General features: G+C 40.7%; 19 protein-coding genes and 1 riboswitch. All 19 genes read right to left on the reverse strand.

The window, feature by feature from the left end:
* Positions 1-32: 32 nt before the first annotated feature.
* Entirely contained in the window at positions 33-1,625 is a 1,593-nt protein-coding gene (locus ACFXN8_RS07855; protein WP_376073669.1) for a CTP synthase, read from the reverse strand.
* A gap of 723 nt (positions 1,626-2,348) precedes the next feature.
* Positions 2,349-2,894, reverse strand: a complete 546-nt coding sequence (rpoE, locus tag ACFXN8_RS07860; RefSeq protein ID WP_376073671.1) for a DNA-directed RNA polymerase subunit delta — start codon at positions 2,892-2,894, stop codon at positions 2,349-2,351.
* 150 nt (positions 2,895-3,044) lie between these two features.
* The gene (locus tag ACFXN8_RS07865; RefSeq protein ID WP_386844213.1) at positions 3,045-3,206 is read right to left on the reverse strand and encodes a hypothetical protein; all 162 of its coding nucleotides are present in this window, start codon (positions 3,204-3,206) and stop codon (positions 3,045-3,047) included.
* Positions 3,207-3,747: 541 nt separating this feature from the next.
* On the reverse strand, positions 3,748-6,996 hold the full coding sequence (icmF, locus tag ACFXN8_RS07870) for a fused isobutyryl-CoA mutase/GTPase IcmF (RefSeq protein WP_386844134.1): 3,249 nt from the start codon (positions 6,994-6,996) through the stop codon (positions 3,748-3,750).
* A gap of 129 nt (positions 6,997-7,125) precedes the next feature.
* Positions 7,126-7,758, reverse strand: a complete 633-nt coding sequence (locus ACFXN8_RS07875; protein ID WP_376073678.1) for a TetR/AcrR family transcriptional regulator — start codon at positions 7,756-7,758, stop codon at positions 7,126-7,128.
* A 3-nt stretch (positions 7,759-7,761) separates the two neighbouring features.
* On the reverse strand, positions 7,762-8,898 hold the full coding sequence (locus tag ACFXN8_RS07880; RefSeq protein ID WP_386844137.1) for an acyl-CoA dehydrogenase: 1,137 nt from the start codon (positions 8,896-8,898) through the stop codon (positions 7,762-7,764).
* 173 nt (positions 8,899-9,071) lie between these two features.
* Positions 9,072-10,208, reverse strand: coding sequence for an acyl-CoA dehydrogenase (locus ACFXN8_RS07885; RefSeq protein ID WP_386844139.1), 1,137 nt, complete (start codon positions 10,206-10,208; stop codon positions 9,072-9,074).
* Between the two features lie 69 nt (positions 10,209-10,277).
* On the reverse strand, positions 10,278-11,129 hold the full coding sequence (locus ACFXN8_RS07890; RefSeq protein ID WP_386844207.1) for a 3-hydroxybutyryl-CoA dehydrogenase: 852 nt from the start codon (positions 11,127-11,129) through the stop codon (positions 10,278-10,280).
* Positions 11,129-12,334, reverse strand: coding sequence for an acetyl-CoA C-acetyltransferase (locus tag ACFXN8_RS07895; RefSeq protein ID WP_386844141.1), 1,206 nt, complete (start codon positions 12,332-12,334; stop codon positions 11,129-11,131). Before ACFXN8_RS07895 ends, ACFXN8_RS07890 begins: the two co-directional genes overlap by 1 nt.
* A gap of 429 nt (positions 12,335-12,763) precedes the next feature.
* Positions 12,764-14,953, reverse strand: coding sequence for a heterodisulfide reductase-related iron-sulfur binding cluster (locus tag ACFXN8_RS07900; protein ID WP_386844143.1), 2,190 nt, complete (start codon positions 14,951-14,953; stop codon positions 12,764-12,766).
* Between the two features lie 698 nt (positions 14,954-15,651).
* Positions 15,652-16,215, reverse strand: coding sequence for a cob(I)yrinic acid a,c-diamide adenosyltransferase (locus ACFXN8_RS07905; protein ID WP_376074970.1), 564 nt, complete (start codon positions 16,213-16,215; stop codon positions 15,652-15,654).
* 275 nt (positions 16,216-16,490) lie between these two features.
* Entirely contained in the window at positions 16,491-17,966 is a 1,476-nt protein-coding gene (locus ACFXN8_RS07910) for an adenosylcobinamide amidohydrolase (RefSeq protein ID WP_386844146.1), read from the reverse strand.
* Positions 17,963-18,964 (reverse strand): FecCD family ABC transporter permease, encoded by a 1,002-nt coding sequence (locus tag ACFXN8_RS07915; RefSeq protein WP_386844148.1) that lies wholly within the window; start codon positions 18,962-18,964, stop codon positions 17,963-17,965. Before ACFXN8_RS07915 ends, ACFXN8_RS07910 begins: the two co-directional genes overlap by 4 nt.
* On the reverse strand, positions 18,961-19,926 hold the full coding sequence (locus tag ACFXN8_RS07920) for an ABC transporter substrate-binding protein (protein ID WP_386844150.1): 966 nt from the start codon (positions 19,924-19,926) through the stop codon (positions 18,961-18,963). The genes ACFXN8_RS07915 and ACFXN8_RS07920 overlap by 4 nt, the downstream gene beginning before the upstream one ends.
* A gap of 66 nt (positions 19,927-19,992) precedes the next feature.
* The gene (locus ACFXN8_RS07925; protein WP_386844152.1) at positions 19,993-20,178 is read right to left on the reverse strand and encodes a hypothetical protein; all 186 of its coding nucleotides are present in this window, start codon (positions 20,176-20,178) and stop codon (positions 19,993-19,995) included.
* 53 nt (positions 20,179-20,231) lie between these two features.
* Positions 20,232-20,420, reverse strand: coding sequence for a hypothetical protein (locus ACFXN8_RS07930; protein ID WP_386844154.1), 189 nt, complete (start codon positions 20,418-20,420; stop codon positions 20,232-20,234).
* An 18-nt stretch (positions 20,421-20,438) separates the two neighbouring features.
* Positions 20,439-20,621: riboswitch (cobalamin riboswitch) on the reverse strand.
* Positions 20,622-20,900: 279 nt separating this feature from the next.
* Positions 20,901-22,568 carry an acyl-CoA dehydrogenase family protein gene (locus ACFXN8_RS07935; protein ID WP_386844156.1) on the reverse strand — a complete coding sequence of 556 codons (1,668 nt, stop codon included), beginning with the start codon at positions 22,566-22,568 and terminating at the stop codon, positions 20,901-20,903.
* A 1-nt stretch (position 22,569) separates the two neighbouring features.
* A complete protein-coding gene (locus ACFXN8_RS07940) occupies positions 22,570-24,072 on the reverse strand; it encodes a class I adenylate-forming enzyme family protein (RefSeq protein ID WP_386844158.1) in 1,503 nt (500 codons plus the stop codon).
* On the reverse strand, positions 24,065-24,460 hold the full coding sequence (locus ACFXN8_RS07945; protein WP_386844160.1) for a MerR family transcriptional regulator: 396 nt from the start codon (positions 24,458-24,460) through the stop codon (positions 24,065-24,067). Before ACFXN8_RS07945 ends, ACFXN8_RS07940 begins: the two co-directional genes overlap by 8 nt.
* Between the last annotated feature and the right edge of the window lie 375 nt (positions 24,461-24,835).

Below are 24,835 nucleotides of genomic sequence, written 5' to 3' on the forward strand. Positions count from 1 at the left end.
TGTCTCAGCATTTGAGACAACTCTTTTTTGCATTATTTAAATGTTGCGCCGATAAAATCACGGAACAATGGCTGTGGACGGTTTGGACGTGATACTAACTCAGGGTGGAATTGGCATGCTACGAAGAAATTATTTTCTGGTAACTCGATAATTTCCACTAATTTACCGTTAGGACTTGTACCTGAGAAGACAAGACCTGCAGCTTCCATTGCTTCACGATATTCATTGTTAAATTCATAACGATGGCGGTGGCGCTCATAAACTAGCTCTTGACCATAGGCTTTGCTTGCCTTTGAGCCATCTCTTAACTTACATGGATATAAACCTAAACGTAATGTACCACCGATGTCTACACTGTCGTTTTGATCTGGTAGGAAGTCAATAATAGGATATTCCGTATTTGGATCAAGCTCTGTAGAATGCGCTCCTTGTAAACCAAGTACGTTACGAGCAAATTCTACTGTTGCAAGCTGCATACCTAGGCAAATACCTAAGAATGGTACATTATTTTCACGAGCATATTGTGTCGCTAAAATTTTACCTTCAACTCCGCGATCACCGAAACCACCTGGAACTAAAATAGCGTCAGCCCCTTTTAATAGCGTAGCAACATTGTCAGCATCTACATGTTCTGCATTAATCCAGTCAATCTCAATATCAGAATTAAATGCATAGCCTGCATGTTTTAATGCCTCTACAACAGAAATGTAAGCATCTTGTAGTTCTACATATTTACCTACTAATGCTACTTTTCGTTTATTTGGTAAGCTCTTCACTTTCGCTACAAGCTCGCGCCATTCTTCCATATCCGCCTCTGGTGCTTCAATGCCAAAATGGTCAAGCACGATATCATCAATATCTTGTGCATGAAGGTTTAAAGGTACTTCATATAAATGTTCTGCATCACGAGATTCAATAATTTCATGTGGCTGAACATCACAGAATAAAGCTAATTTTTCTTTCATATCTTCAGGCACTTCTTGCTCTGTGCGCACAACGATAATATTTGGTTGAATACCTAAAGAACGTAATTCTTTTACAGAATGCTGAGTTGGCTTTGTTTTTAACTCACCCGCAGCTTTAATATAAGGAATAAGCGTACAATGAACATACATCACATTGTTATGGCCTAAATTTGTTTTCATTTGGCGAATTGCTTCAAGGAATGGTAATGACTCAATATCCCCAACTGTTCCGCCTACTTCAGTAATAACTACGTCTGCGTTTGTTTCGCGACCAGCTCGTTGAATACGATCTTTAATCTCATTTGTAATGTGAGGAATTACTTGTACTGTTCCACCGTTGTAATCACCACGGCGTTCTTTTTGTAATACAGACTGATAAACACGACCTGATGTTACTGTAGAATGCTTTCCTAGGTTAATATCAATGAAACGTTCGTAGTGACCTAAGTCTAAGTCAGCTTCTGCGCCATCATCTGTTACGAACACTTCACCATGTTGATAAGGACTCATTGTACCTGGGTCAATATTGATATATGGGTCAAATTTTTGAATCGTTACTTCTAATCCGCGATTTTTTAATAAACGACCTAGAGATGCTGCTACAATCCCTTTTCCAAGTGAAGACACAACCCCACCTGTTACAAAAATATACTTCGTCATGAAAAAATTCCTCCTTATGTTGTTCTAGAAATTGCTAGTAAGAAAAGTACATTCACGCCACATGCTGATTCTAAGCATTGATGCCAATGTTTCGACAGGCTAAGAAAATAAATATTTCTCACCCCTAAAATAAGAAAAGCCGAGAATGCCTACACATGTAGTCGATTCGAAGCTGTAATCGTTTCTATCTCTTTTCTACTTTCAATTATGCCTCGGCATAATTGCGTCCGGGAATCGGTTTTGTGCTTAGGCCTGCACGAGGGCCGACACGATGTCGGTCATTTCGGTAATGCCACAGGACGTGGCGTTTTACCGATGCAGGTCAGTTAGCCGTTATCGCATGGATGCGATGTTTTTAGGCTAACATCTTTTAAGAACTCCTTTCCGATTCCGTGACATCCGCCGGAGGCTTTAACTTCTTTCAGCAACCCGCTGAAAGAAGGAAGTTTTAACATTTATTCAATCACCGATTATTATACATCATGAATAATTTAGAGCATTTATATTCATTCCGTAGCTATAAACATGGGAGAACTTGATTGAAAAAAGTTAAAAAAAATAAAAAAACGCTCCTCCTGCATAGGTTTGCAGGGGGAGCGTATTACATACACGGTCTTTCTCCTTTAATAAGGAGCCCAAGTAAAAGATTAAACGTAACCGTGATAGAAGTCAAGATTTTTTACTACAAGGATAAAAGAAAGAAAATTTCAAAGAGTAATTATCTTAGACTTCTTCCTCTTCTTCAAATTCTTCTTCATCTTCATCGATAAAGTCCTCATCGATTTCTTCATCGATGTCCTCTAATTCTTCTTCATCAAAGTCGATCTCTTCTTTATCATCTGCTGCTGCTTCTTCTTCATCTTCTTCATCTTCTTCAACGAATTCTTCATAATCTTCATCAAAGTCAATGTCTGCCTCTTCTATATCTTCATCTAAATCATCTTCATCCTCAACGGCAGCTTTAGATTTTTTCTTATGAGTTTTAACAGAAGGAGCTGTTTCTTCTTCAATCTGTTCAACTTTATACCATTCACGTAAGCCCCAGCCTGTTTCTTGATTAAATAAGAAGCGGCCATCTACATTTAGATCTGTGTAAAATTGTAGTAGGCGACCTTTTATTTCCTCATCACTATGGCCAACAAACTCTTGAATAATTGTTAATAAGTCATTAAAAGACACTGAGGCACGTTTTTCATTTAAAATTGCATAAGCTAAGTTAATTAACGATTCTTCCGTTAATTGTTCTTTTGTCATTTCACGAAAATTCATTCGTGCACTTCCTTTCTCTCATCGCAATGGACGTTTTAAAATTCATATAGCTTTATTTTCGGAGCGCAGCAAAAAAAGGCCGCACAAAAGTAACTTTCCATCATAAGCATAATACCCATTATATACAAAGTATTATCCTCATTGCTAGCTTCAATTACTGTTTTTTATATCACGCATTTTTTTTATCCCCAAGTAAAACAAATAGAGAGATAATAATAGTAAAGGAACAGCGCCAATTTGCTTATCATACAGGAAAATGACTCCTACCACCAAAGCTGAAATAATGATGTAGTTAATAGCTGATTTCATCACCTATTGCGCCTCCCCTTTTTTTTACATTTCTATTATAACGGAAATAAAAAGAAGTGCCTAATCCTAAGACTAGACACTTACAACTACACCAACATTTTACACAAAATGGAATCATCACCAAAACGAGTGGTTGATTTCCGTTCCGACTGGGCGCTTTGTTGTTGCTGTCGCTACGCTTTCGCACAGAAAACATCCGCTTCGCTGCAGGGTCTCGGGCCAACAGATGTTTTTTGCGCGAAAGCGAAGCGGCAGCAAAAGGGTTTCATTCTGTGCGAAAGCGTAGTGCAACGAAGCGACAGCAAAAGGGTTTTATCTGCGCGAAAGCGAAGCGGCAGCGGCAACAGCACCGATGTTGGTCACGAAGGCGTTATCACAGGATGTGATGGTTTTAGCCTTCGTTCCTCTATCGCTAATCCCCGAGGAGTCGCCCAGTCTCCACTCCAATCAACTTATTTACATAGTAGACGTTTTATCAAAAGTCATCCACAATTTTTGATGATGAACCACAAAATGGAATAGTTGTTATACAGCAAGAAGATCATTACATATTACGACGATATTGTCCGCCTACCTCGTATAAAGCATTTGTGATTTGCCCTAAGCTAGCGACTTTTACGGTTTCCATAAGCTCCGCGAAAATATTACCGTTGTTTACAGCTACTTGTTGTAAACGAGCAAGAGCCGCTGCGTTCTCTCCTTCATGTTGCTTCCAGAAGGCATGTAAATTACGAATTTGCGTCTCTTTTTCTTCCGTCGATGCACGCGCAATTTCCATATTGTTAATTTCATCTTCAGAAGGCGGATTCGGATTTAAGTATGTGTTTACACCAATGATTGGTAACTCACCTGAATGCTTTAGCATCTCGTAGTGCATCGATTCCTCTTGAATCTTACCACGTTGATATTGTGTTTCCATTGCACCTAGTACGCCACCACGATCATTGATACGATCAAACTCTTCTAGTACCGCTTCTTCTACAAGGTCTGTTAACTCTTCTACGATAAACGCTCCTTGTAATGGATTTTCGTTTTTCGCTAAGCCATGTTCCTTCGTAATAATCATTTGAATGGCCATCGCACGACGTACAGATTCTTCCGTAGGCGTTGTAATGGCCTCATCATATGCATTCGTATGCAATGAATTACAATTATCCTGTAATGCCATTAACGCCTGTAACGTTGTGCGGATATCATTAAAATCAATCTCCTGCGCATGCAAACTACGTCCAGATGTTTGGATATGATATTTTAATTTTTGCGCACGTTCATTGGCACCGTACTTATCACGCATGACAACCGCCCAAATACGGCGGGCTACACGTCCAATAACTGTGTACTCTGGATCCAGTCCGTTAGAGAAGAAGAATGATAGATTTGGCGCAAAGTCATCAATATTCATTCCTCGACTTAAATAATATTCTACATACGTAAAGCCATTTGCTAATGTAAAGGCCAACTGTGATATTGGGTTCGCACCAGCTTCGGCAATATGATAACCAGAAATAGATACGGAGTAATAATTACGAACTTTATGATCGATAAAGTATTGCTGAATATCCCCCATCATACGTAACGCAAACTCTGTTGAGAAAATACATGTATTTTGCCCTTGATCTTCTTTTAAAATATCTGCTTGCACAGTTCCACGTACAACCTGTAATGTTTTCTCACGTGTCTCCGTAAATTCTTCAACTGTCAAAGATTGACCAAGTTCTTTCTCACGTAGTTTCACTTGCTGATCAATAGCCGTATTCATGAACATCGCCAAAATAACCGGTGCTGGACCGTTAATTGTCATCGACACTGAAGTTGATGGTGCACATAAATCAAAGCCTGCATAAAGCTTTTTCATATCCTCTAGTGTACAAATGGATACACCTGACTCTCCAACCTTCCCATAAATATCTGGTCGGTAATCTGGATCCTCACCGTATAGCGTTACCGAATCAAATGCTGTTGATAGACGTTTCGCATCATCATCTTTCGATAAATAATGGAATCGTTTATTTGTACGCTCAGGCGTTCCCTCGCCAGCAAATTGTCGTTTCGGATCTTCCCCTTCACGTTTAAATTGGAATACTCCCGCTGTATATGGGAATTCACCAGGTACATTTTCTCTATAAACCCAGCGTAAAATTTCACCATAATCTACGAATTTCGGCAAAGCAACTTTAGGTATTTTTGTACCAGAAAGGCTTGTTGTCTTTAAAATTGTTCGAATTTCCTTATCACGAACTTTCGTGACAAATTCGTCCCCAGCATACGCTTCTTTTAAAGCTTGCCAATTATCTAATATACGTTTAGACTCAGCCGTTAATTCATCTCTGAAACCTTCCGCTAAAGAAGTAAGAGATTCAACAAGTGCATCATTTGGCGCTTTTTCCTTAATCGCTGTAATAGCTCCCTCTAATTGGAATAGACGGCGAGCAAATTCCACCTGTTGCTCTGATTTTTTATGGTAGCCACGCACAGTATCTGTAAGTTCTCGTAAATAATAACGACGGTCGTTTGGAATGATAACATCTTGTTTTTGAGTTTTCGCAAATTGCTCATAACCCGTTTCCCAATTACTTCCTACCTTTGTATTAATGATATTTACTAATGCAGCAAATAAAGCATTCGTTCCTTTATCATTAAATTGACTGGCAATCGTACCGTACACAGGCATAGTATCAAGTGATTCTTCCCAAAGCTCTCGAGAACGTTGATATTGCTTTTGTACTTGACGTAGCGCATCCTCAGAGCCTTTACGTTCAAATTTATTGATGGCAATAACATCCGCAAAATCAATCATGTCAATTTTTTCAAGCTGTGTTGGAGCACCAAACTCGCTTGTCATAACGTACATGGATAGATCAGTGTATTTTGTAATTTCCGCATCACCCTGACCAATACCACTTGTTTCTACAATGATTAAATCATAACCCGCTACACGCGTTACATCTAGCACATCCCCAATGGAAGCAGTAAGCTCTGTACGAGATCCACGGGTTGCTAAACTACGCATATATACGCGATTATTGAAAATCGCATTCATACGAATTCGGTCACCAAGTAAAGCCCCACCTGTTTTTTGCTTTGTCGGATCGACAGAAAGAATAGCTACGCGCTTATCCGGAAACTCTTTCAAGAAACGACGAATTAATTCATCTGTTAAAGAAGATTTACCCGCACCACCTGTTCCAGTAATACCCAATATAGGCGTCCCTTTTGAGCGTTTGTGAGCTTCCGCTAGCATTTTTTTCGTTTCTTCATCATCATTCGACTCTGCAGCAGTTAATAAATTTGCTAAAATTTCAGGTGTTTCTGTGGATAGAGCATCCAGCTTTTCTTGATAGCTACCTATAGCAGTCGGGAAATCAGTTCCTTTAATTTTCTCATTAATCATCCCTTGTAAACCTAAAACACGCCCATCCTCTGGTGAGAAAATCCCTGCAATCCCGTAAGCATGTAGCTCTTTAATTTCACGTGGTAAAATAACACCACCGCCACCACCATAAATTTTAATATGTGGCGCCCCTTTTTCACGTAGCAAATCATACATATATTTAAAGTATTCCATATGTCCGCCTTGATAAGATGATACCGCAATACCTTGAGCATCCTCTTGAATCGCAGCATTTACGACTTCCTCCACGGAGCGGTTATGTCCTAAATGGATTACCTCTACACCGCTTGATTGTAAAATACGTCGCATAATGTTAACCGAAGCATCATGTCCATCAAAAAGACTTGATGCTGTAACAAAACGCACGTGATTTTTTGGACGATATACTTCTACCTTTGTCATATGAAATCCCCACTTTCTCCCCTTAATCAATTACACCTTTGTGTGATGAAACAGCTTTCTATTTATAAAAAAAATCGGTAATTGCAATGTCGCTTTATGCAATTACCGACAACCCCTTTACAGAACTTATTAGAACCCCTTTATGCCTGAAATAAACAATGTTATTTGCATTTCAATAAATTCGTCAATAGAGTGCTGACGATGGAGCGCCCATTTACGGAATGCCCAGCTTTGTCCAGAAACGACTAAGTTATTTGCTGCCAAGTGAATTTGTTTATCTGTCATCGTTATTTCACCTGACTGCACACAGCGTTTTAGTAATCGCTCAAAAGTAGCAACCATTTCAAACTCTTTACTAAATACATAACGTTGCGCTTCTTTCGACAATGATTTAGTTTCCTGATACATGATTGTCAGCTCATCAACCAAACTATCTATTTGCAAGAAATACTCTCGAATCATTTCCTTTAACTCTTCAATCGTTCCTGCCTTAATCTCAAAACTTGAAAGTCGCTCCATCGCATGGTGATAAATACTATCACATACAAGGTAAAGGACGTCTTCCTTCGTACGAATATATTCATATAATGTTCCGATACTAAAGCCTGCAGCTTTTGCGATTTCTCTCGTTGTGGCACGATGAAACCCTTTTTCTTTAAATAATTTAATGGCTCCCTCTATCATCTGTTCTCGACGAATGGCGATGAGATTTTCATCTTTTACCGTTGACTGTACTTGGGGTCTTTGATCTCTTTCTGTCATACGTTATTTTGTCAACATACGAGAGATAACAAGTCGTTGAATCTCTTGTGTACCTTCGTAAATTTGTGTGATTTTTGCATCACGCATGAAGCGCTCAACTGGATAATCCTTCGTATAACCATATCCACCAAAGACTTGAACCGCCTCAGTTGTTACACTCATCGCCGTATCGCCAGCCATTAATTTTGCCATTGCAGATGCCTTACCATAAGGTAGACCATTTGATTCTAACCAAGCTGCTTGGTATGTAAGCAGTCGAGATGCTTCAATTTGAGTTGCCATATCTGCTAGTTTAAAGGATACACCTTGGTTGGCAGTAATCGGCTTACCAAATTGCACACGCTCTTTACCATATTCAACCGCTGCATCTAGCGCGCCTTGTGCAATCCCTAGAGCTTGTGCCGCAATACCATTACGTCCTCCATCAAGTGTTGTCATCGCAATTTTGAAGCCTTCTCCCTCAGCTCCAAGCATGTTTTCTTTCGGAACACGACAGTTATCAAAAATAATTTCAGTTGTAGGAGATGAACGAATTCCTAGTTTTTTCTCCTTCTTCCCTACCGAGAAACCTTCATAGCCAGCTTCAACGATAAAAGCAGTTGTGCCATTTTTAGCTTCTGGATCTGTTACTGCAAATACAACATATGTATCTGCTACTCCACCGTTCGTAATGAAAATTTTCGAGCCGTTTAAAATATAATCATCGCCATCACGTTTTGCATATGTTTTCATGCCACCCGCATCAGAACCTGATCCTGGCTCCGTTAAGCCATATGCACCGATATGTTTACCTTCTGCCATTGGGCGAAGGTATTTTTGTTTTTGCTCTTCATTACCAAATTTAAAGATCGGCCAACCAGCAAGTGAAGTATGTGCTGATAAAGTTACCCCTGTTGAAGCACATACACGTGATAATTCCTCTACAGCAATGACATATGCAAGATAATCAAAGCCTGCACCGCCGTATTCTTCTGGCCATGGAATACCTGTTAAACCTAACTCCGCCATTTTATCGAAAATTGCACGGTCAAACTCTTCGTTCTCGTCACGTTCAGCAGCTGTTGGTGCTACTTCATTAATAGCAAAATCACGAATCATTTCACGTAATTGCTCATGCTCTTCTGTTAATTGAAAGTTCATTGTCCATTTCCCCTTTTTCGTTAGACTCAGTTAGTGCTATATTGTTGATTTCTGTATGTGATCATGTTTCTGTAGTATTGCTTCGGAACACTGAGCGAACCTCTAGTAACCTAAAGCGTTTTCCTGAATCGACATCATCCGTAAAAAATCAACTTTGCAACATTCATCAGACTTTATTTAAGTAAATGTTTACTAATGACTAGCTTTTGAATTTCACTTGTACCCTCGTATATCTCTGTCACCTTTGCATCTCGGAAATAACGCTCTACAGGATAGTCTTTTGTATAGCCGTAGCCACCAAAAATCTGTATAGCGTCTATCGCTGTTTGTACTGCCGTACGTGAGGCAAACAGTTTCGCCATCGAGGCCTCGGCTCCGCATGGCAACCCTTTTGTACGTAGATCCGCTGCACGATAGACTAGTAATTTTGCTGATTCTACGGCAGTCGCCATATCAGCAAGCTTGAAGCCAACCCCTTGTTGCGCTGCAATAGGCTTTCCAAATTGAACGCGCTCTTTGGCATAAGCAGTAGCTGCCTCTAGCGCTGCTTCAGCAATGCCTAGAGCTTGTGCTGCGATTCCAATGCGTCCAACATCTAAGTTAGCCATTGCAATTTTAAAGCCTTCCCCTTCCTCCCCAAGAAGGTTTGCGGCTGGAATGCGACAGTTGTCGAATGTTAGTTGAACTGTACGTGAGCCGTGTAGGCCCATTTTATGTTCATCTTTACCTATGATTAAGCCTGGCGTTCCTTTTTCAACAATAAATGCTGAAATACCACGTGTTTTTTCAGTTGGATTCGTTGAGGCAAAGACAATATAAACATCTGCTTCTCCGCCGTTTGTAATAAACACCTTGGAGCCGTTGATGACATAGTCATCTCCATCTCGCACCGCTTTGGATTGTAAAGAGCCAGCGTCAGAACCAGCGCTAGGCTCTGTTAAACAAAATGCCCCTAAATATTCCCCTGCAGCAAGCTTTGGAACATAACGTTTCTTCTGTTCATCGTTGCCGAAATAAATGATAGGGTTTGTTCCAACCGAAGTATGTACAGATAAAATAACACCCATTACTGCACTAACCTTCGATAGTTCATTGATTGCAATTATGTACGATGTAAAATCCATCGCTGAGCCGCCTAATTCCTCAGGCGTCGTGATCCCCATTAAACCTAATTCTCCCATTTGCGCAAGGAGTTCACGTGGAAACTCTCCTGCTTCCATACGTTCTACCCACGGTTCAATTTTATCCTGAGCAAAATTACGAACCATATCACGCATCATTATTTGTTCATCTGTAAATTGTAAATGCATCTATTATGTCACCCCTGTATGTTGTCCCGTAGCATTGTACTTCATTTGAATTGTCCCATCCCCATAGGATTATTCATAAACGTAAAAGCCTCTTCCAGATTTTTTACCTACCCAGCCTGCTGCCACATATTTACGAAGCAATGGACAAGGTCTATATTTACTATCACCTAAGCCCTCATGTAAAATCTCCATGATGGATAGACATGTATCAAGACCAATAAAATCTGCTAATGTTAATGGCCCCATCGGATGATTCATGCCAAGCTTCATCACATCGTCAATGGCTTCTTTCGATGCTACACCCTCATACAATGCGTAGATCGCTTCATTAATCATTGGTAATAAAATACGATTCGAAATAAAGCCTGGGAAGTCATTTACTTCCACTGGCGTTTTCGATAATTTTACTGTCATGTCTTCAACTGCTTTGTAGACTTCATCACTAGTAGCTAACCCTCTAATAATTTCTACAAGCTTCATAACCGGTACAGGATTCATAAAGTGCATACCAATCACTTGCTCTGGACGATTTGTGACAGCTGCAATTTCCGTAATTGGTAAAGATGATGTATTCGTAGCTAAAATGGCATGTGCCGGTGCAATCTGATCAATTTGCTTAAAGATGGATTGCTTCACTTCCATATTCTCCACTGCTGCCTCGATGATAATATCTACGTCACTAGCATCCTGTAAATCTAGTGACATACTAATACGACCTAAAATAGCCGCCTTCTCATCCTCAGTTTTACGACCCTTTTCAACATCACGTGTCAGGTTTTTCGTCATTACGCCTAAACCACGTTCGAAAAATTCTTGCTTCATGTCGTTCAGTTTGACGTCATAGCCAGCTTGTGCACAAACTTGTGCAATCCCGGAGCCCATTTGCCCAGCACCAATAACCATTACTTTTTGAATTCCCATCATTCGTGTCCCCCTGTTTTCGGTACTTCAATCATAATCGCATCGCCTTGCCCTCCACCTGAGCAGATAGCAGCAATTCCGATACCACCGCCACGACGTTTTAAATCATGCGCAAGTGTTAAAATAATGCGTGCTCCAGATGCTCCAATTGGATGACCTAACGCAACTGCACCACCGTTAACATTGACCTTTTCAGCATCTAAATCCGCCAGTTGCTTGCTGACAAGAGCTACCGCTGCAAATGCTTCATTGATTTCGATCAAATCAATGTCAGCTAATGATTTCCCCGTCTTTTTAAGTAATTTGTTAATGACAAGCCCTGGTGTTTGTGGGAAGTTCTCAGGCTCAATCGCAAGCTCTTCATGGCCGATAATCACTGCAAGCGGCTCTCTACCTTCACGCGCCGCACGTTCCTCACTCATTACTACTAAGGCACACGCACCATCGTTAACGCCAGGTGCATTCCCTGCTGTAATCGTTCCGTCCTTGTCAAAGGCTGGCTTGAGTTTCGCAAGTACCTCCATTGACGTACCGGCTCTTGGTGCCTCGTCCGTATCGATATGAAGCGGTTCTCCCTTACGTTGTGGAATTTCCACAGGCACAATTTCTTCAGCAAAGTAACCTTTTTCAATTGCTGCAAGTGCACGTTCATGACTGCGAACAGACCAAGCATCCTGCTCCTCACGGCTTAACGAATATTCTTTGGCCGTTGTATTACCGTAGCTTCCCATATGCGGCCTTGTCTTATCAAAGGCACATGTTAAGCCATCATATAGCATGCCATCTACCATTGTTGAGTCGCCCATGCGTAAGCCTGTTCGACCATTTTGTAGATAATACGGTGCATTCGACATGGATTCCATACCACCAGCGATAATTACTTCTTCGTCCCCTAATCGAATTAGCTGATCCGCTAGTGTTACAGCACGCATCCCTGACGCACAAACCTTGTTAATCGTTTCTGTTTTCACTGCTACTGGTAAATTTGCTTTGATCGCAGCCTGCCTTGAAGGAATTTGGCCCTGTCCCCCTTGTAAAACGGAGCCTAAAATTACTTCATTCACTTCATCAGGCGAAATATTCGCTTTCTCAAGTGCCCCTTTTATGGCAATTGCGCCTAAATCACTCGCGCTTAATGCTGATAGTGAACCTCCAAACTTACCAAATGCAGTTCTTGCTCCTGCTAAAATTACTGCTCTATTCAAGTAAAACACCCCTTTTGTTTTACGTTCTAGAAGAAGTATAAGAGCATCTGCGTTGACTGAACGCTCGCTCGACCTCTTGCTATGAAAAATGGGAGTTAGTATCAATTATGCCTCGGCATAATTGCGTCTGGAATCGACTTTGTGCTTAGGCCTGCACGATGCAGGTCAGTTAGCCGTTATCGCATGGATGCGATGATTTTAGGCTAACATCCTAAGTGAACTCCTTTTCGATTCCATGACATCCGCCGGAGGCTTTAACTTCTTTCAGCGGGTGTTTGGATACCCGCTGAAAGAAGTTAGATCAACTCCCATTTCCATTTAATCTTATTCTACAAAACAATTATTTATTGTGCAATTTATATTTTTCAGATAACTAAAATATTTCTGCAATAACCATTATTTTTCTGCGTTAGTTTCTGCATTCTTGTCTTATTCGACACTGTCTACAGAGGCTACTACTTCTTCAACCATTACATCCGCTGCTTCTTCAACAGACTCTTCGACAGCTTTCACTTTTTCACCAAATACTGAACGCTCCAATAGTTCTGCAACATCGAATGTACTGATTGTATCTTCAACCTCTTTTGCCTTTGTACCATCCTCAAGCATTGTTAAGCAGTAAGGACATCCAGAAGAAATAACTGAAGCATCCGTTGCTAAAGCTTGCTCTGTTCTTGCTACGTTAATTCGGTTGCCGACATGCTCTTCCATCCACATTAAGCCGCCACCTGCACCACAGCACATTGCTGACTCACGATTACGCTCCATTTCCACAAGCTTAACACCTGGAATACCACGTAATATCTCGCGTGGTGCATCATAAACATCGTTATAACGACCTAAATAACAAGAATCGTGGAAAACAATCGTTTCATGAACTTCGTAATTTAACGCTAGACGATTTTCATCAATCAATTGATTCAATAGTTCAGTATGATGGTAGACCTCGCCCTTCCAGCCAAAATCTTGATATTCATTTTTAAAGATATTGTAAGCATGAGGGTCAATCGTAACGATTTTCTTCACGTCGTTTTTCTCAAATTCATCAATATTCGCTGTTGCCAGCTCTTGGAATAAAAACTCATTTCCTAATCGACGTGGAGTGTCCCCTGAGTTTTTCTCTTTATTTCCTAAAATCGCAAACTTCACGCCTGCCTCGTTTAATAAACGACAGAAAGCTAAGGCAATTTTTTGTGAGCGGTTATCAAACGCACCCATTGATCCTACCCAGAATAAATATTCCATTTCTTCCCCTGATTTTTTCAGCTCTTTCACTGTTGGAATATGAATTGTTGGATCTAGGTCACGCCAATTTTCTTTTTCTTTACGGTTTAAGCCCCAAGGATTGCCTTGACGTTCGATATTTGTCATCGCGCGTTGTGCATCAGGGTTTACTTTTCCTTCAGTCATTGTTAAGTAACGACGTAAATCAATAATTTTATCGACATGCTCGTTCATTACAGGACATTGATCCTCACAGTTACGGCAAGTTGTACATGCCCAAATCTCTTCTTCTGTAATGACATCGCCGATTAAAGAAGGGCTGTAGATATCTTCAATGACTGCCCCTTCAGCACCAGCTGCCATCGCTAGCTGATTCCCCTTTGTTTTCGCAAAGAATTGATAAGGTACCCAAGGCTTTTGCTTTGTCTCAACAGCACCTGTAAATGTTAAATGATCACGTAGCTTCACGATTAAATCCATCGGTGATAGCATTTTTCCTGTACCTGACGCTGGACACATATTTGTACAACGTCCGCACTCTACACAGGAATATAAATCTAGCATTTGTTTTTGTGTAAAGTCTTGAATACGTCCAACACCAATTGCTGGAATATCCTCTTCATCTTCAGCATTTTCTAATGCTTCAAAATCAATCGGTGTTAAAGTACCTGTACGATCTAAACGATTCATGTACACATTGATCGGACTCACAATTAAGTGGAAGTGCTTCGATTGTGGTACATACACTAAGAATGTCAATAGAATCAATAAGTGTGCCCACCACATTACATAGAAAACAACCGCCGCTGCTGATGCTGGTAAGAAGCTAAAAATAGCAGCAATACCAGAAGCAACTGGCTCTGTATAAGTTAGTCCTTCACCATGCCAAATTATTCCCATACCATTTGCAAGCAATGTGGATACCATTAACCCGCCAATGAAAATTAAGACAAGTCCATTTTTCCAGCCTCGTTTTAGACGTACTAACTTTTCTACATAACGACGGTAAAATGCCCACACAACCGCCACTAAAATCATTAATACTACAAGCTCTTGGAAGAATGTAAACACACTGTAGAAAATGCCAAGTGGCAAATGTGACCCAGGAGCTAACCCCTTCCAAATTAAATCAATGGCACCTAGCTGCACCATCAAAAATCCATAGAAGAACATAACGTGAATTAAACCACTTTTCGGATCTTTTAATAGCTTATTTTGGCCAAGTACATTGACCATAAGATAACGAATTCGTTCTTGAACACTTTCATCAAACTCAACCTTTTTCCCCAATTGCACAAACTTATAGCGTGTTTTTAACAGATAGAAGAATAACCCTACTGCATAAAACACAACCAAGACTGTTAGAACAATGTTTGCAATTACTAATGGACTCATGGTTGGTCCCCCCTTTAGTTCGTCGTAAGTTTCTCTCTTTGTGGTAAATTTGCTAGTTCAATCATTATATTCCTATTCTAATAAATGAGTGAGCATTCAGTCAACATAAAACGGAAATATTTCTGATAATTTTATATTCTTACATTTTACAAGAAAAAAAGCCACCCTGAATTTTCAAAGTGACCATTTTTTTCATTCTTTATAATACTAATTCTCACCATAACGTGTGGTTGATTTCCGTTCCGACTGGGCGCTTTGCCGCTGACGCTTCGCTTTCGCGCAGAGCAGAGCTTCCTGGGGGCGTCCGATGAGCCGCTTCACTCGCGATGCTCGCTCCAAGGTCTCGGGCCAACACGATGTTGGTCACGAAGGCGTTATCACAGGACGTGATGGTTTTAGCCTTCGTTCCTCTATTGCTAATCCCCGAGGAGTCGCCCAGTCTCCACTCCAATCAACCTATATCAAATATTATCCATAATTTTTGATAATGAGTGCCCTATGTCTATGAATCAACTTCGCCTTGGCATAATTTTAGCTGTCGTTTTGTTTTCTCTACAAAAAACATTTGTTACTGATGCATTTCTTTAGCTACAAAAAACATTTGTTACTGATGCATTTCTTTAGCTACAAAAAACATTTGTTACTGATGCATTTCTTTAGCTACAAAAACCATTTGCTAAATGACGATAAATTACAAGCTATTTTTTAAACACATTGCCACTTCGAATATATTCAACATCCGCGACATTCAATCTAAAATTAACAACACGCGCAACCGCAAATAAATAATCCGATAGACGGTTTAAATATTTTTGTACAATTGTCGGTACATCTTCGATTTCCTTCATAAGCGTTACCATTTGACGCTCTGCTCGACGTGCTACTGTGCGAGCAATGTGTAAAGTTGCGGCTGCTGGTGCACCACCTGGTAGAATAAAACGCTGTAACGGTGGTGCTTCATCTGACAATGCATCAATACGCGATTCCAACACTTCAATTGGCTGCTCTGTCAGCTTATAATGACGCTCCTTCATGACATTAGCAAGGTCACCACCTGCATCAAAAAGCTCATGTTGAATCGTTTCTAAATCAATTAGAATATCCTTGAATAACTCACGATCTAATTCACTAACTGCCTTACCAATAAAAGAATTTAATTCATCAATGGCCCCATATGTCTCTACGCGTAAGCTATCTTTATCAACGCGTCCACCGATAAGACTTGTTTTCCCTGTATCGCCTGTTTTCGTGTAAAGCTTCATCTCTCTCATCTCCTAAAATTATTTTATCAATTTCGCCTTGGCGTAATTCCCGCTGCCGCTTCGCTTTCGCGCAGATAAACAATGCGTCCGGATTTTGTATTGTGCCCAGGCCTGCACGAGGGCCGACATGATGTCGGTCATTTCGGTAATGCCACAGGACGTGGCGTTTTTACCGATGCAGGTCAGTTAGCCGTTTTCGCAGGATGCGAAGGTTTTAGGCTAACATCCTTTATTCATTCCTTTGAAAATCCGTACATCCGCCGGAGGCATTATCTTCATTCAGCAGGTGTATCTGCTGAATGAAGATAATTTTTTATCGCCTGCACAGTTGTTTCAAAAACACCTTTACCGATCATCTTACCTACATCAGTAATGGGACCGCCGTACAGCATTTCTTCCCCTTTTTGTGTCGCAGCAATCAATAAACTATCTGTAGAAGTACCTGTCGCCATCGTACCACTAAGCTCATCACGAATATTTTCTGATTGCAATGCCTTTGTTTTCGCCTCAGTAGCTGTCATCATTGCTTGGAAAAATGCTTCCTCTGATAAACAGCCATTCACGATGACCCACGTATTTATAGTACCAATATATGGTTCATCTTGTCTTTCATGGGCACGAGACACATCAACAGCATTACCAACTCCAGCCGTAACAGCCACAATAATGCTACCAAAAGAAGCTTGAAATTCATTAATAGCTACAAGATTTGTTGGGACAGCTGTTAACATGACGACTGTACTTGTAGATGAAAAGTGCTCCTTTAATAAAAATTCAGCAACCTCTCTCTTTACATCATTAATGACATAATCTATCGGTACAGAGCGATTTAACAGACAATCATACCAACCGATACCCGGATTATGGACAGCTGAGGACACCGTTTTTAAAGGAAACTCTGATTGAAGCTGAATGTAATGATCTGTAACAGTGAAATTTTCTTTTTTAATGACAGCACGTTGCTGATGTTCAACGGAGGCTGGCATCATTGTAATTTGAGGCTTTGGAATTTCTGGATGTGCATAAGTTGCCACTCGGGCATGATAAACGTCTTCGATTTGCGCAGCGATTAATACTTCATGTGGCGCCCCAAATGCCCGCATCCGTCCTTCCTCCATTAGTAATAATTCATCACAGTAAAGAGAAGCTAAATTCATATCATGCAGTACCATAATAACGGTCAAACCACATTCTATTGCTTCCTTTCGCACCATATCTAAAATTTGACGTTGATGCGCAATATCTAGATGGTTGGTAGGCTCATCTAGCAGCAATATTTCCGCTGTTTGTGCAAGAGCTTGAGCGACAAAAACCCTTTGCTGTTCACCGCCCGACAAAAATTCCATCGGTGTCTGTTCATAGCGTTTCACACCTGTTTGTATCATTGCATGTTGAACTGCTTGTTCATCACGATCAGTCCAGCTTGAAAAGAAGCCTGTTTGATGTGGATAACGTCCAAGTGATACTGCCTCCCTTACACTGTTTGAAAAGGCATTAGCATGTAATTGTGGCAGCACTGCCATCTTCTTTGCTAATGCACGAGCATTGTAAGAGCTACTATTTTTACCATCTACTAATACAGTGCCTGCTGTTGCTGGTAGTATGCCACTTATTACTTTTAACAGTGTGGATTTCCCACTACCATTCGGCCCTAAAATCCCTAGTATTTTACCTTTTTCAACGGAAAAACTTATATCCTGGACGATTGGTACGTCTTCATAGCCACCGGAAAGATGCTCAACAACAATCATGCCCGTACCCCCTTGCCTCTACGTTGTTTATAAAAAATATAGGAAAAAACGGGCGCTCCAATAAATGCAGTAATGACACCAATCGGCAGCTCTCTTGGCACAATAATTGTTCGTGCTACTAAATCACAAATAATTAGTAAAGTTGCCCCATTTAAAAATGATAATGGCAATAAATGACGATGATCTGAACCCCAAACCATTCTCGTCATATGAGGAACAACTAAACCAACAAAGCCAATCGTTCCAGAAACAGCTACCGCTGCTCCTGTCAACATAGATCCACCCACTAAAATAATATATTTACTACGCTTAACATTGACACCTAAATGCTTCGCACGTTCTTCTCCATATAACAGAACATTTAACTCGCGTCTTTGTGTCCAAAGCATAATGGAACCAATGATAACAAATGGGATTATCATCTGAACGTAAGGCCAACCACGCATCGATACTGAGCCGAGCAGCCATCCGATTACTTGGCGTAGCTCCTCACCAGATAATGCAATCATTAATGAAATCAAGGAACCTAAAAATGAACTAAATATAACCCCTGTTAAAATAAGAGTTTCCATTTTTAGTGAACGGTCTACTATTCTAGCAAAGCCCATAACCGCTACCATCGTTAATATGGCACCTATCATACTAAAGACTGGCAATGTAAAATGACCGACTACAGGTATTGAGACACTAAAGAAAATCGTCATCACTGCGCCCACTGATGCACCAGAAGAAACACCTAACGTATAAGGATCAGCCAAAGGGTTTTTTAATAAGCCTTGAAAAGCTGCCCCTGCAATAGCAAGTGATGCCCCTACAAGCCCTGCTAGCAGAACTCGAGGTAAACGAATCTTCCATAAAATATTGGCAGCTGTTTCATCAGCGGCCTTATTCCACAATACTTCTAATGGAATATGAACTGAGCCTATCGCCACACCACACCAGATGCTAATGATTAAAAGCGTAATTGCTGTTACATAGGCTACAATTGTTTTACTCATTTAAACGCCTCTGGGTAAATGGCCTTTGCTAATTCCTCAAAACCATCTGCCAATCGAGGACCTTGACGACTTGTCGTATTTTCATCCACTTGTACAATGGCTTTATTTTTTACAGCAGTAATTGTCTCAAAGCCTGGACGTTGCGGAATTTTCGTTAAAATATTCGGTACATAATTATATGTCACAACAATGACATCTGGATTTTTCGCAATAATTTGTTCAGCATCAATTTGATACCAGTCATTTGTATCTGCTGCCACATTTCCGGCATGAATCATTTCTAGCATTTCATTCATAAATGTACCTTTACCAGCTGTATAAATTTCTGGCTCATCAGTCGACTCTACAAAAACTTTTTTTGGCTTAACACCCTCAAGTTTTGTTTCAACTTCTGCAACCTTTGCCTTCATAGTTGCGACCACTTTTTTAGCCTCTTCTAGTTTTCCTGTTGCACGACCAAGCTGTTCAATCGTCGTGTAAGTCTCATTAAAGTTTTTGGCATCCGCTACAACAAATACTTTCACACCTGCAGCCTCAAGCTGTTCAATTGCTCCTTTTGAATAACTCATACCCGATGCATGCGCAAGAACGATATCTGGCGATAAAGCAATAATTTGTTCAATATTATAATCCATACCGCCAACCTTTTCTTTTTTACTAGCCTCTGGTGGATAATCGTCATTTTCTGTTACACCCACTATTTCATCATTTAAGCCAAGGCTAAATAAAATTTCTGTGTTACTTGGAATGAGAGAGACTATTTTTTCAGGAGGTGCTTCTAGCGTAATCTCTTTGCCAGAAGCATCCGTTATCGTCATTGGGAATGTTGCTTGATCTACTTTCGATGTCTCTTGCTGCTCAGCAGATGACGGCTTGTCATTTGTCGCCTCTTTTGTGTTGCATGCTGCAAGCAAACCAATAGCTAAAAATGCTGATAATCCTATTTTCCAAAATTTCTTCATGTGAATCCCCCTTAGTCTATCTGTGCATATAGTGAACGACTTGTTTTTCTGATTCATCGATACAATTTAGGTTTTTATCGCTCGAGGTTGTGGGTTATCGCGCAACTTTTTGGGTTTATCGCCCAACTTTGCGGATTTATCACCCAACTTTTGGAGTTTATCACCCAACTTTGCGGATTTATCACCCAACTTTTTGAGTTTGTCACCCAACTTTGCGGATTTATCACCCAACTTTGGATTTATCGCTAACATTGTGGGTTATCACCCAATTTTTTGAGTTTATCACCTAACTTTGGGTTTATCACTCAACGTTGTGGGTTATCGCCCAACTTTGTGGATTTATCACCCAACTTTTTAGGTTTATCGCCCAACTTTGCGGATTTATCGCCCACTTTTCCAAATTTATCGATATTCATCTTACAAAACAAACACCCCTCATCATAAAAAAATGAGGGGGTCAAATTTGCACAATATAAATATACAAAATCCACCATCCTATCCTCGTAGGCTACAACGTGTTTTCTATAAAGGCAGGTCTCCTGGCTTGTGCTTCATACGCTTTTTCAAGCCTTCCCGAAATTTTCAGTGGCGCAGATTGAAAAAACTCACACATACAGTGGCGGGACCGCATCGGAATTACACCGATTTCCCTTTTCACTTTACTTAAGTAAAGAACCTTTATAATATTCAGTTGATTGTATTATACATGAAAATCAAAGAAGTCGCCTCCATTCGAGACGACTCCTAATCAAATCAATTATGCCTCGGCATAATTGCGTCCAGATTCGACTTTGTGCTTAGGCCTGCAGATGTTTTTTGCGCGAAAGCATAGCGTCAGCGGCATGATGCAGGTCAGTTTGCCGTTATCACATGATTGCGATGATTTTAGGCTAACATCCTCTACAAGAACCCCTTTCCGAATCTGTGACGCTTTAACTTCTTTCAGCAGATGCTTGGACACCCACTGAAAAAAGTTACACTATATCTGAAAAATACTGTACCGTTTTCATTGGTGCACCCATTTCTCGTAATGCCCATGTGTTCTCTAAATAAATATCTGCTAGTTTCTCATATTTGCCGCCGAATCTTTGTGCCCATTCGACTGCTACAACACTTTCATATAAATGTGCCATTTTCTCAGCGACTTTTTTTGCTTCAAACGTTTTTGTTGCATCATCTAAACGGCTAAATGTTTGCAAAGTTGCATCTAGTGTTGCTAATTGATCCACGACAATTTCGACTAATGGATTGTCAGCTAGTTTTTCTAGACGTTCTTCCATGACACGAACAAACATTTCGTGCGCATGAAACTTATCAACTAAACGAATGAGCTCTAAAGCTAAAATATTCGCAGTCCCCTCCCACACAGTAAGTACCTGTGCATCTCTTAATAACCGAGGTGTAACAAAATCTTCAATATAGCCGTTTCCGCCATGTAATTCAATGGCTTCACTCGCATAATGTACAGCTTGCTCTGCTGTTTCTTTTTTCATGATCGCAATATACAAGCGATTCAAAATGATGTCCTCTTTATTCCCCTGCCCACTAGTTACTTTATCGTACAGCTGAATAAGGTCAAAAACCGTAGCAACTTCTACATGAAGTTTGGCAGCAAATTTCCCTAGTGTATCCTGAATCATAGGGTATTGCGTTAAAGGCTTACCAAATGCATGGCGATTCGTCACATAGTGCTTCGCCTCTAAATAGCCGCGCCGCATAATGCCGATAGAAGCAACCGCATTGCAAATTCTTGATAAATTAAGCGCCTCCAGCATATAATAAATTCCTTTATTTGGGTCACCTACAACATAAGCCAATGCACCATCAAATTCCACCTCACCAGAAGGTACTGCTTTAACACCAAGTTTATCCTTTAAACGTCGAATACGGAGGTTATTAACAGCGCCATCCTCATTTCGCCATGGAACTGCAAACAATGTTAAGCCCTTTGAGCCTGCCTGAGCCCCTTCCATGCGAGCCAATACCATAGTTACTCCACACATTCCTGCGTTAGATGCAAAATATTTCTCACCATATAAACGATACTGATTGCCATCCTTCCTTGCCTCTACAACATTCGCGCCAACGTCAGAGCCACCTTGACGCTCCGTTAAAAATGTAGCCCCCTCATAGAGCTCCGTCTCTCCTGTTGCACATACATGTGGTAAAAAGCGCTCCTTCACCTCATCACTCGCATAATGATCAAGTAAATAAGCAGTTGCCATCGTTAACGTAACAGGACAGTAAAAGCCTGGTTCAGCATGTGAAAGTATATAGCCTTGAGCAAAGCTATACACATAATTGCCCTTTCTACCTAGTTGTGGAATATCCTTATGCACATAGCCCACAATGCCGGTATTGTACGTCTCTTCAATTGTTTTTTTATAGCCATCATTAACCCAAATCTCTGACACTTCTTCACCATAGGCATTATACCTTTGTAATCGAGGTTCACCCTCTCTATCCGTATGCTTGGCTCTCACATCAATATCCCCTGCACAAAGCTCACCGAAATCTGTTAGCTCACGTGTTGCATATTCTACAAACTCTTTATCTAGCATCATTTCTAAAACTTTATGAAGTGTATCATTCTCTTTAAAAAAGTTCTTTGTTTTCATTTCTTCCTGCTGTAAAACCTTCATGCTATCTCACCTCTTGTCCCTTCAAAGTTTGTTTTAGTATTTTGCCTGATGCATTTCGTGGTAACGCTTCCACACGTTCAAAAATGCGTGGAATTTTATATTTAGCAAGATGCTCCTCCAAATAAGCTTTAAGTCCGTTCTCGTCAATATCTGTTTTAGCAGCATAAACGGCCTTCACCGTTTCTCCCCACTCCGGATGTGGCACACCAATTACAGCCACTTCAAATATCCCCTCATAGCTCAACATACGATCTTCAATTTCTTTCGGGTAAATATTCACACCACCTGAAAAAATAACATCTTTTTTACGATCGACAATCCAAATATAGCCGTCCTCATCTAAACGAGCTAAGTCACCTGTTTTCAGCCAGCCATCTATAAATGCAGCCTTTGTTGCGATTTCATCCTTGTAATAGCCCTTCATATTGCCCTCACCGAATAACACAATTTCTCCTACTTCACCAACACTGACATCTTCTCCATTGTCGTTGATAATACGCAGCTCCGCTCCAAGTGGTGCACGTCGCCCAACGCTACCCGCCTTCGTAGCATGCTCTTCACCAAACAATATTGAACCGTTTGGACCAGCCTCTGTTAAGCCATAGACACATGTTAAATTTTCTGTTCTGAAAGCTTGTTGTAAATGACGGACTTCGTTTTGTGATAACGGTGCGCCACCATAAGCCCACCATTTCATCGATGATAAATCTGCCGTTTGCAATCTTGGCATTTGGGCCGTTAACAAATATGCAACAGGTGCCCCAAAGAAATGCGTTGTCCGCTCCCGCTCCATTGAATCAATCAATAAATCAGGTGTAAACGTTGGTGTTAACACGTTTGTTGAGCCTACAAGTACCCCTGCCATTAAAAATAAATGTAATGGAGCTGAATGCGTCAACGGCATCATAAGAAGAATTCGACTTTCTGGCTTTACTTCCATTTCCACTGCAATCATTTGCGCTACAGTTAAAATATTGCGATAGCTAAACAATACACCCTTTGGTTTTCCCGTTGTACCCGATGTGTATAAAATCGTTGAGACATCATCTTCATTCAACTGGCAATCAATTGTTTGGATGCTTGCATGTTCAATAAGTGTTTCATAGTTTAGCCAGCCTGCCTGCTCTTGACCCGTTTTGATTTTTAAAGGGACTATCGTAATATTTTCGACTGCTGCAAAAATTGCCTCATGTACAAGAATAGCTTTAGCATCAGCATGCCGAGCTACATACTCGACCTCTTGCAGCGTAAATTTCGCATTTACTGGAACGACAATAGCCCCAATGCGCTGAATAGCAAAATAACTAACAACAAACTCTACAACATTTGGCATAAAAATGATTACTTTATCGCCTTGCCGCACACCCTGCTCGACTAAAGCATGACTAAGACGTGTCACTTGCTCATCTAAATCACGATAAGTCACTCGTCTGTCCTGACAAACAACCGCTTCACTCATAGGGTATTTTCGCGCATTACGTGCTAACAAATTCGAACTATTCATCGTCCATCTCTCCCTTTAAAGTCGCTAATTTTTCTGTAAACATGCCTTGTAATTGCTGTAACTCGTGTTTCATCTGTACAAGCTCTGCTATTTTGCCATTAACTTCTTGAATTTTTTGCTCCCCATATTCAACCGTACGCTCCAACTGCTGAATGCCCGTGCGATCATAATCAAACAGCAATACCATCTCCTTAATCTCCTCAAGTGAAAAACCGTACCGCTTCCCCCGGAAAATAAGCTTAAGCTTCGCTAATTCTTTTTTTGAAAAGGTTCGTTGATTAGTAGATGATCGATTAGGATGAAGCAGCCCTAGCTCCTCATAATAACGAATTGTCCGTGTCGAAACATTAAACTGCTTAGCCACTTCTTGAATCGTCTTTAACATCATCTCCCCTTTCCCATTTTCATCAGTATATCATTGACGCTAACGTAAACTTCAACAAAATATCTGAAAATTACAGAAAATTATCGATTTAAGGAGATGAATATGATCATTTCGGGTTACCCTCCATTTCTTTAGCGGCGCTTTCCGTTGGTTTGTGGGGCTTTCCTTCGCTCTGATGAATCTTTCCGTCGCCCTGGCGTTCTTTCCGTCGCCCCGGCTGCTCCTTCCGTCGCTCCGATGAATCTTTCCGTCGCCCCGGGTTCTTTCCGTCGCCCTGGCGGTTCTTTCCGTCGCTCTGATGAATCTTTCCGTCGCTCAGGCTGCTCCTTCCGTCTCTCTGATGATTCTTTCCGTCGCCCTGGATTCTTTCCGTCACTT

Origin of the sequence: Lysinibacillus sp. NPDC059133 (assembly GCF_042755925.1) — a bacterium.
Taxonomy (GTDB): Bacteria; Bacillota; Bacilli; order Bacillales_A; family Planococcaceae; genus Lysinibacillus.

Coding starts and splice junctions, on each gene's coding strand:
- ACFXN8_RS07855 (WP_376073669.1), bottom strand. CDS start 1,625: ATGACGAAGTATATTTTTGTAACAGGTGGGGTTGTGTCTTCACTTGGA.
- rpoE (WP_376073671.1), bottom strand. CDS start 2,894: ATGAATTTTCGTGAAATGACAAAAGAACAATTAACGGAAGAATCGTTA.
- icmF (WP_386844134.1), bottom strand. CDS start 6,996: ATGACAAAGGTAGAAGTATATCGTCCAAAAAATCACGTGCGTTTTGTT.
- ACFXN8_RS07875 (WP_376073678.1), bottom strand. CDS start 7,758: ATGACAGAAAGAGATCAAAGACCCCAAGTACAGTCAACGGTAAAAGAT.
- ACFXN8_RS07880 (WP_386844137.1), bottom strand. CDS start 8,898: ATGAACTTTCAATTAACAGAAGAGCATGAGCAATTACGTGAAATGATT.
- ACFXN8_RS07885 (WP_386844139.1), bottom strand. CDS start 10,208: ATGCATTTACAATTTACAGATGAACAAATAATGATGCGTGATATGGTT.
- ACFXN8_RS07890 (WP_386844207.1), bottom strand. CDS start 11,129: ATGGGAATTCAAAAAGTAATGGTTATTGGTGCTGGGCAAATGGGCTCC.
- ACFXN8_RS07900 (WP_386844143.1), bottom strand. CDS start 14,953: ATGAGTCCATTAGTAATTGCAAACATTGTTCTAACAGTCTTGGTTGTG.
- ACFXN8_RS07905 (WP_376074970.1), bottom strand. CDS start 16,215: ATGAAGCTTTACACGAAAACAGGCGATACAGGGAAAACAAGTCTTATC.
- ACFXN8_RS07910 (WP_386844146.1), bottom strand. CDS start 17,966: ATGATTGTTGTTGAGCATCTTTCCGGTGGCTATGAAGACGTACCAATC.
- ACFXN8_RS07915 (WP_386844148.1), bottom strand. CDS start 18,964: ATGAGTAAAACAATTGTAGCCTATGTAACAGCAATTACGCTTTTAATC.
- ACFXN8_RS07920 (WP_386844150.1), bottom strand. CDS start 19,926: ATGAAGAAATTTTGGAAAATAGGATTATCAGCATTTTTAGCTATTGGT.
- ACFXN8_RS07925 (WP_386844152.1), bottom strand. CDS start 20,178: ATGTTAGCGATAAATCCAAAGTTGGGTGATAAATCCGCAAAGTTGGGT.
- ACFXN8_RS07930 (WP_386844154.1), bottom strand. CDS start 20,420: ATGGTGGATTTTGTATATTTATATTGTGCAAATTTGACCCCCTCATTT.
- ACFXN8_RS07935 (WP_386844156.1), bottom strand. CDS start 22,568: ATGAAGGTTTTACAGCAGGAAGAAATGAAAACAAAGAACTTTTTTAAA.
- ACFXN8_RS07940 (WP_386844158.1), bottom strand. CDS start 24,072: ATGAATAGTTCGAATTTGTTAGCACGTAATGCGCGAAAATACCCTATG.
- ACFXN8_RS07945 (WP_386844160.1), bottom strand. CDS start 24,460: ATGATGTTAAAGACGATTCAAGAAGTGGCTAAGCAGTTTAATGTTTCG.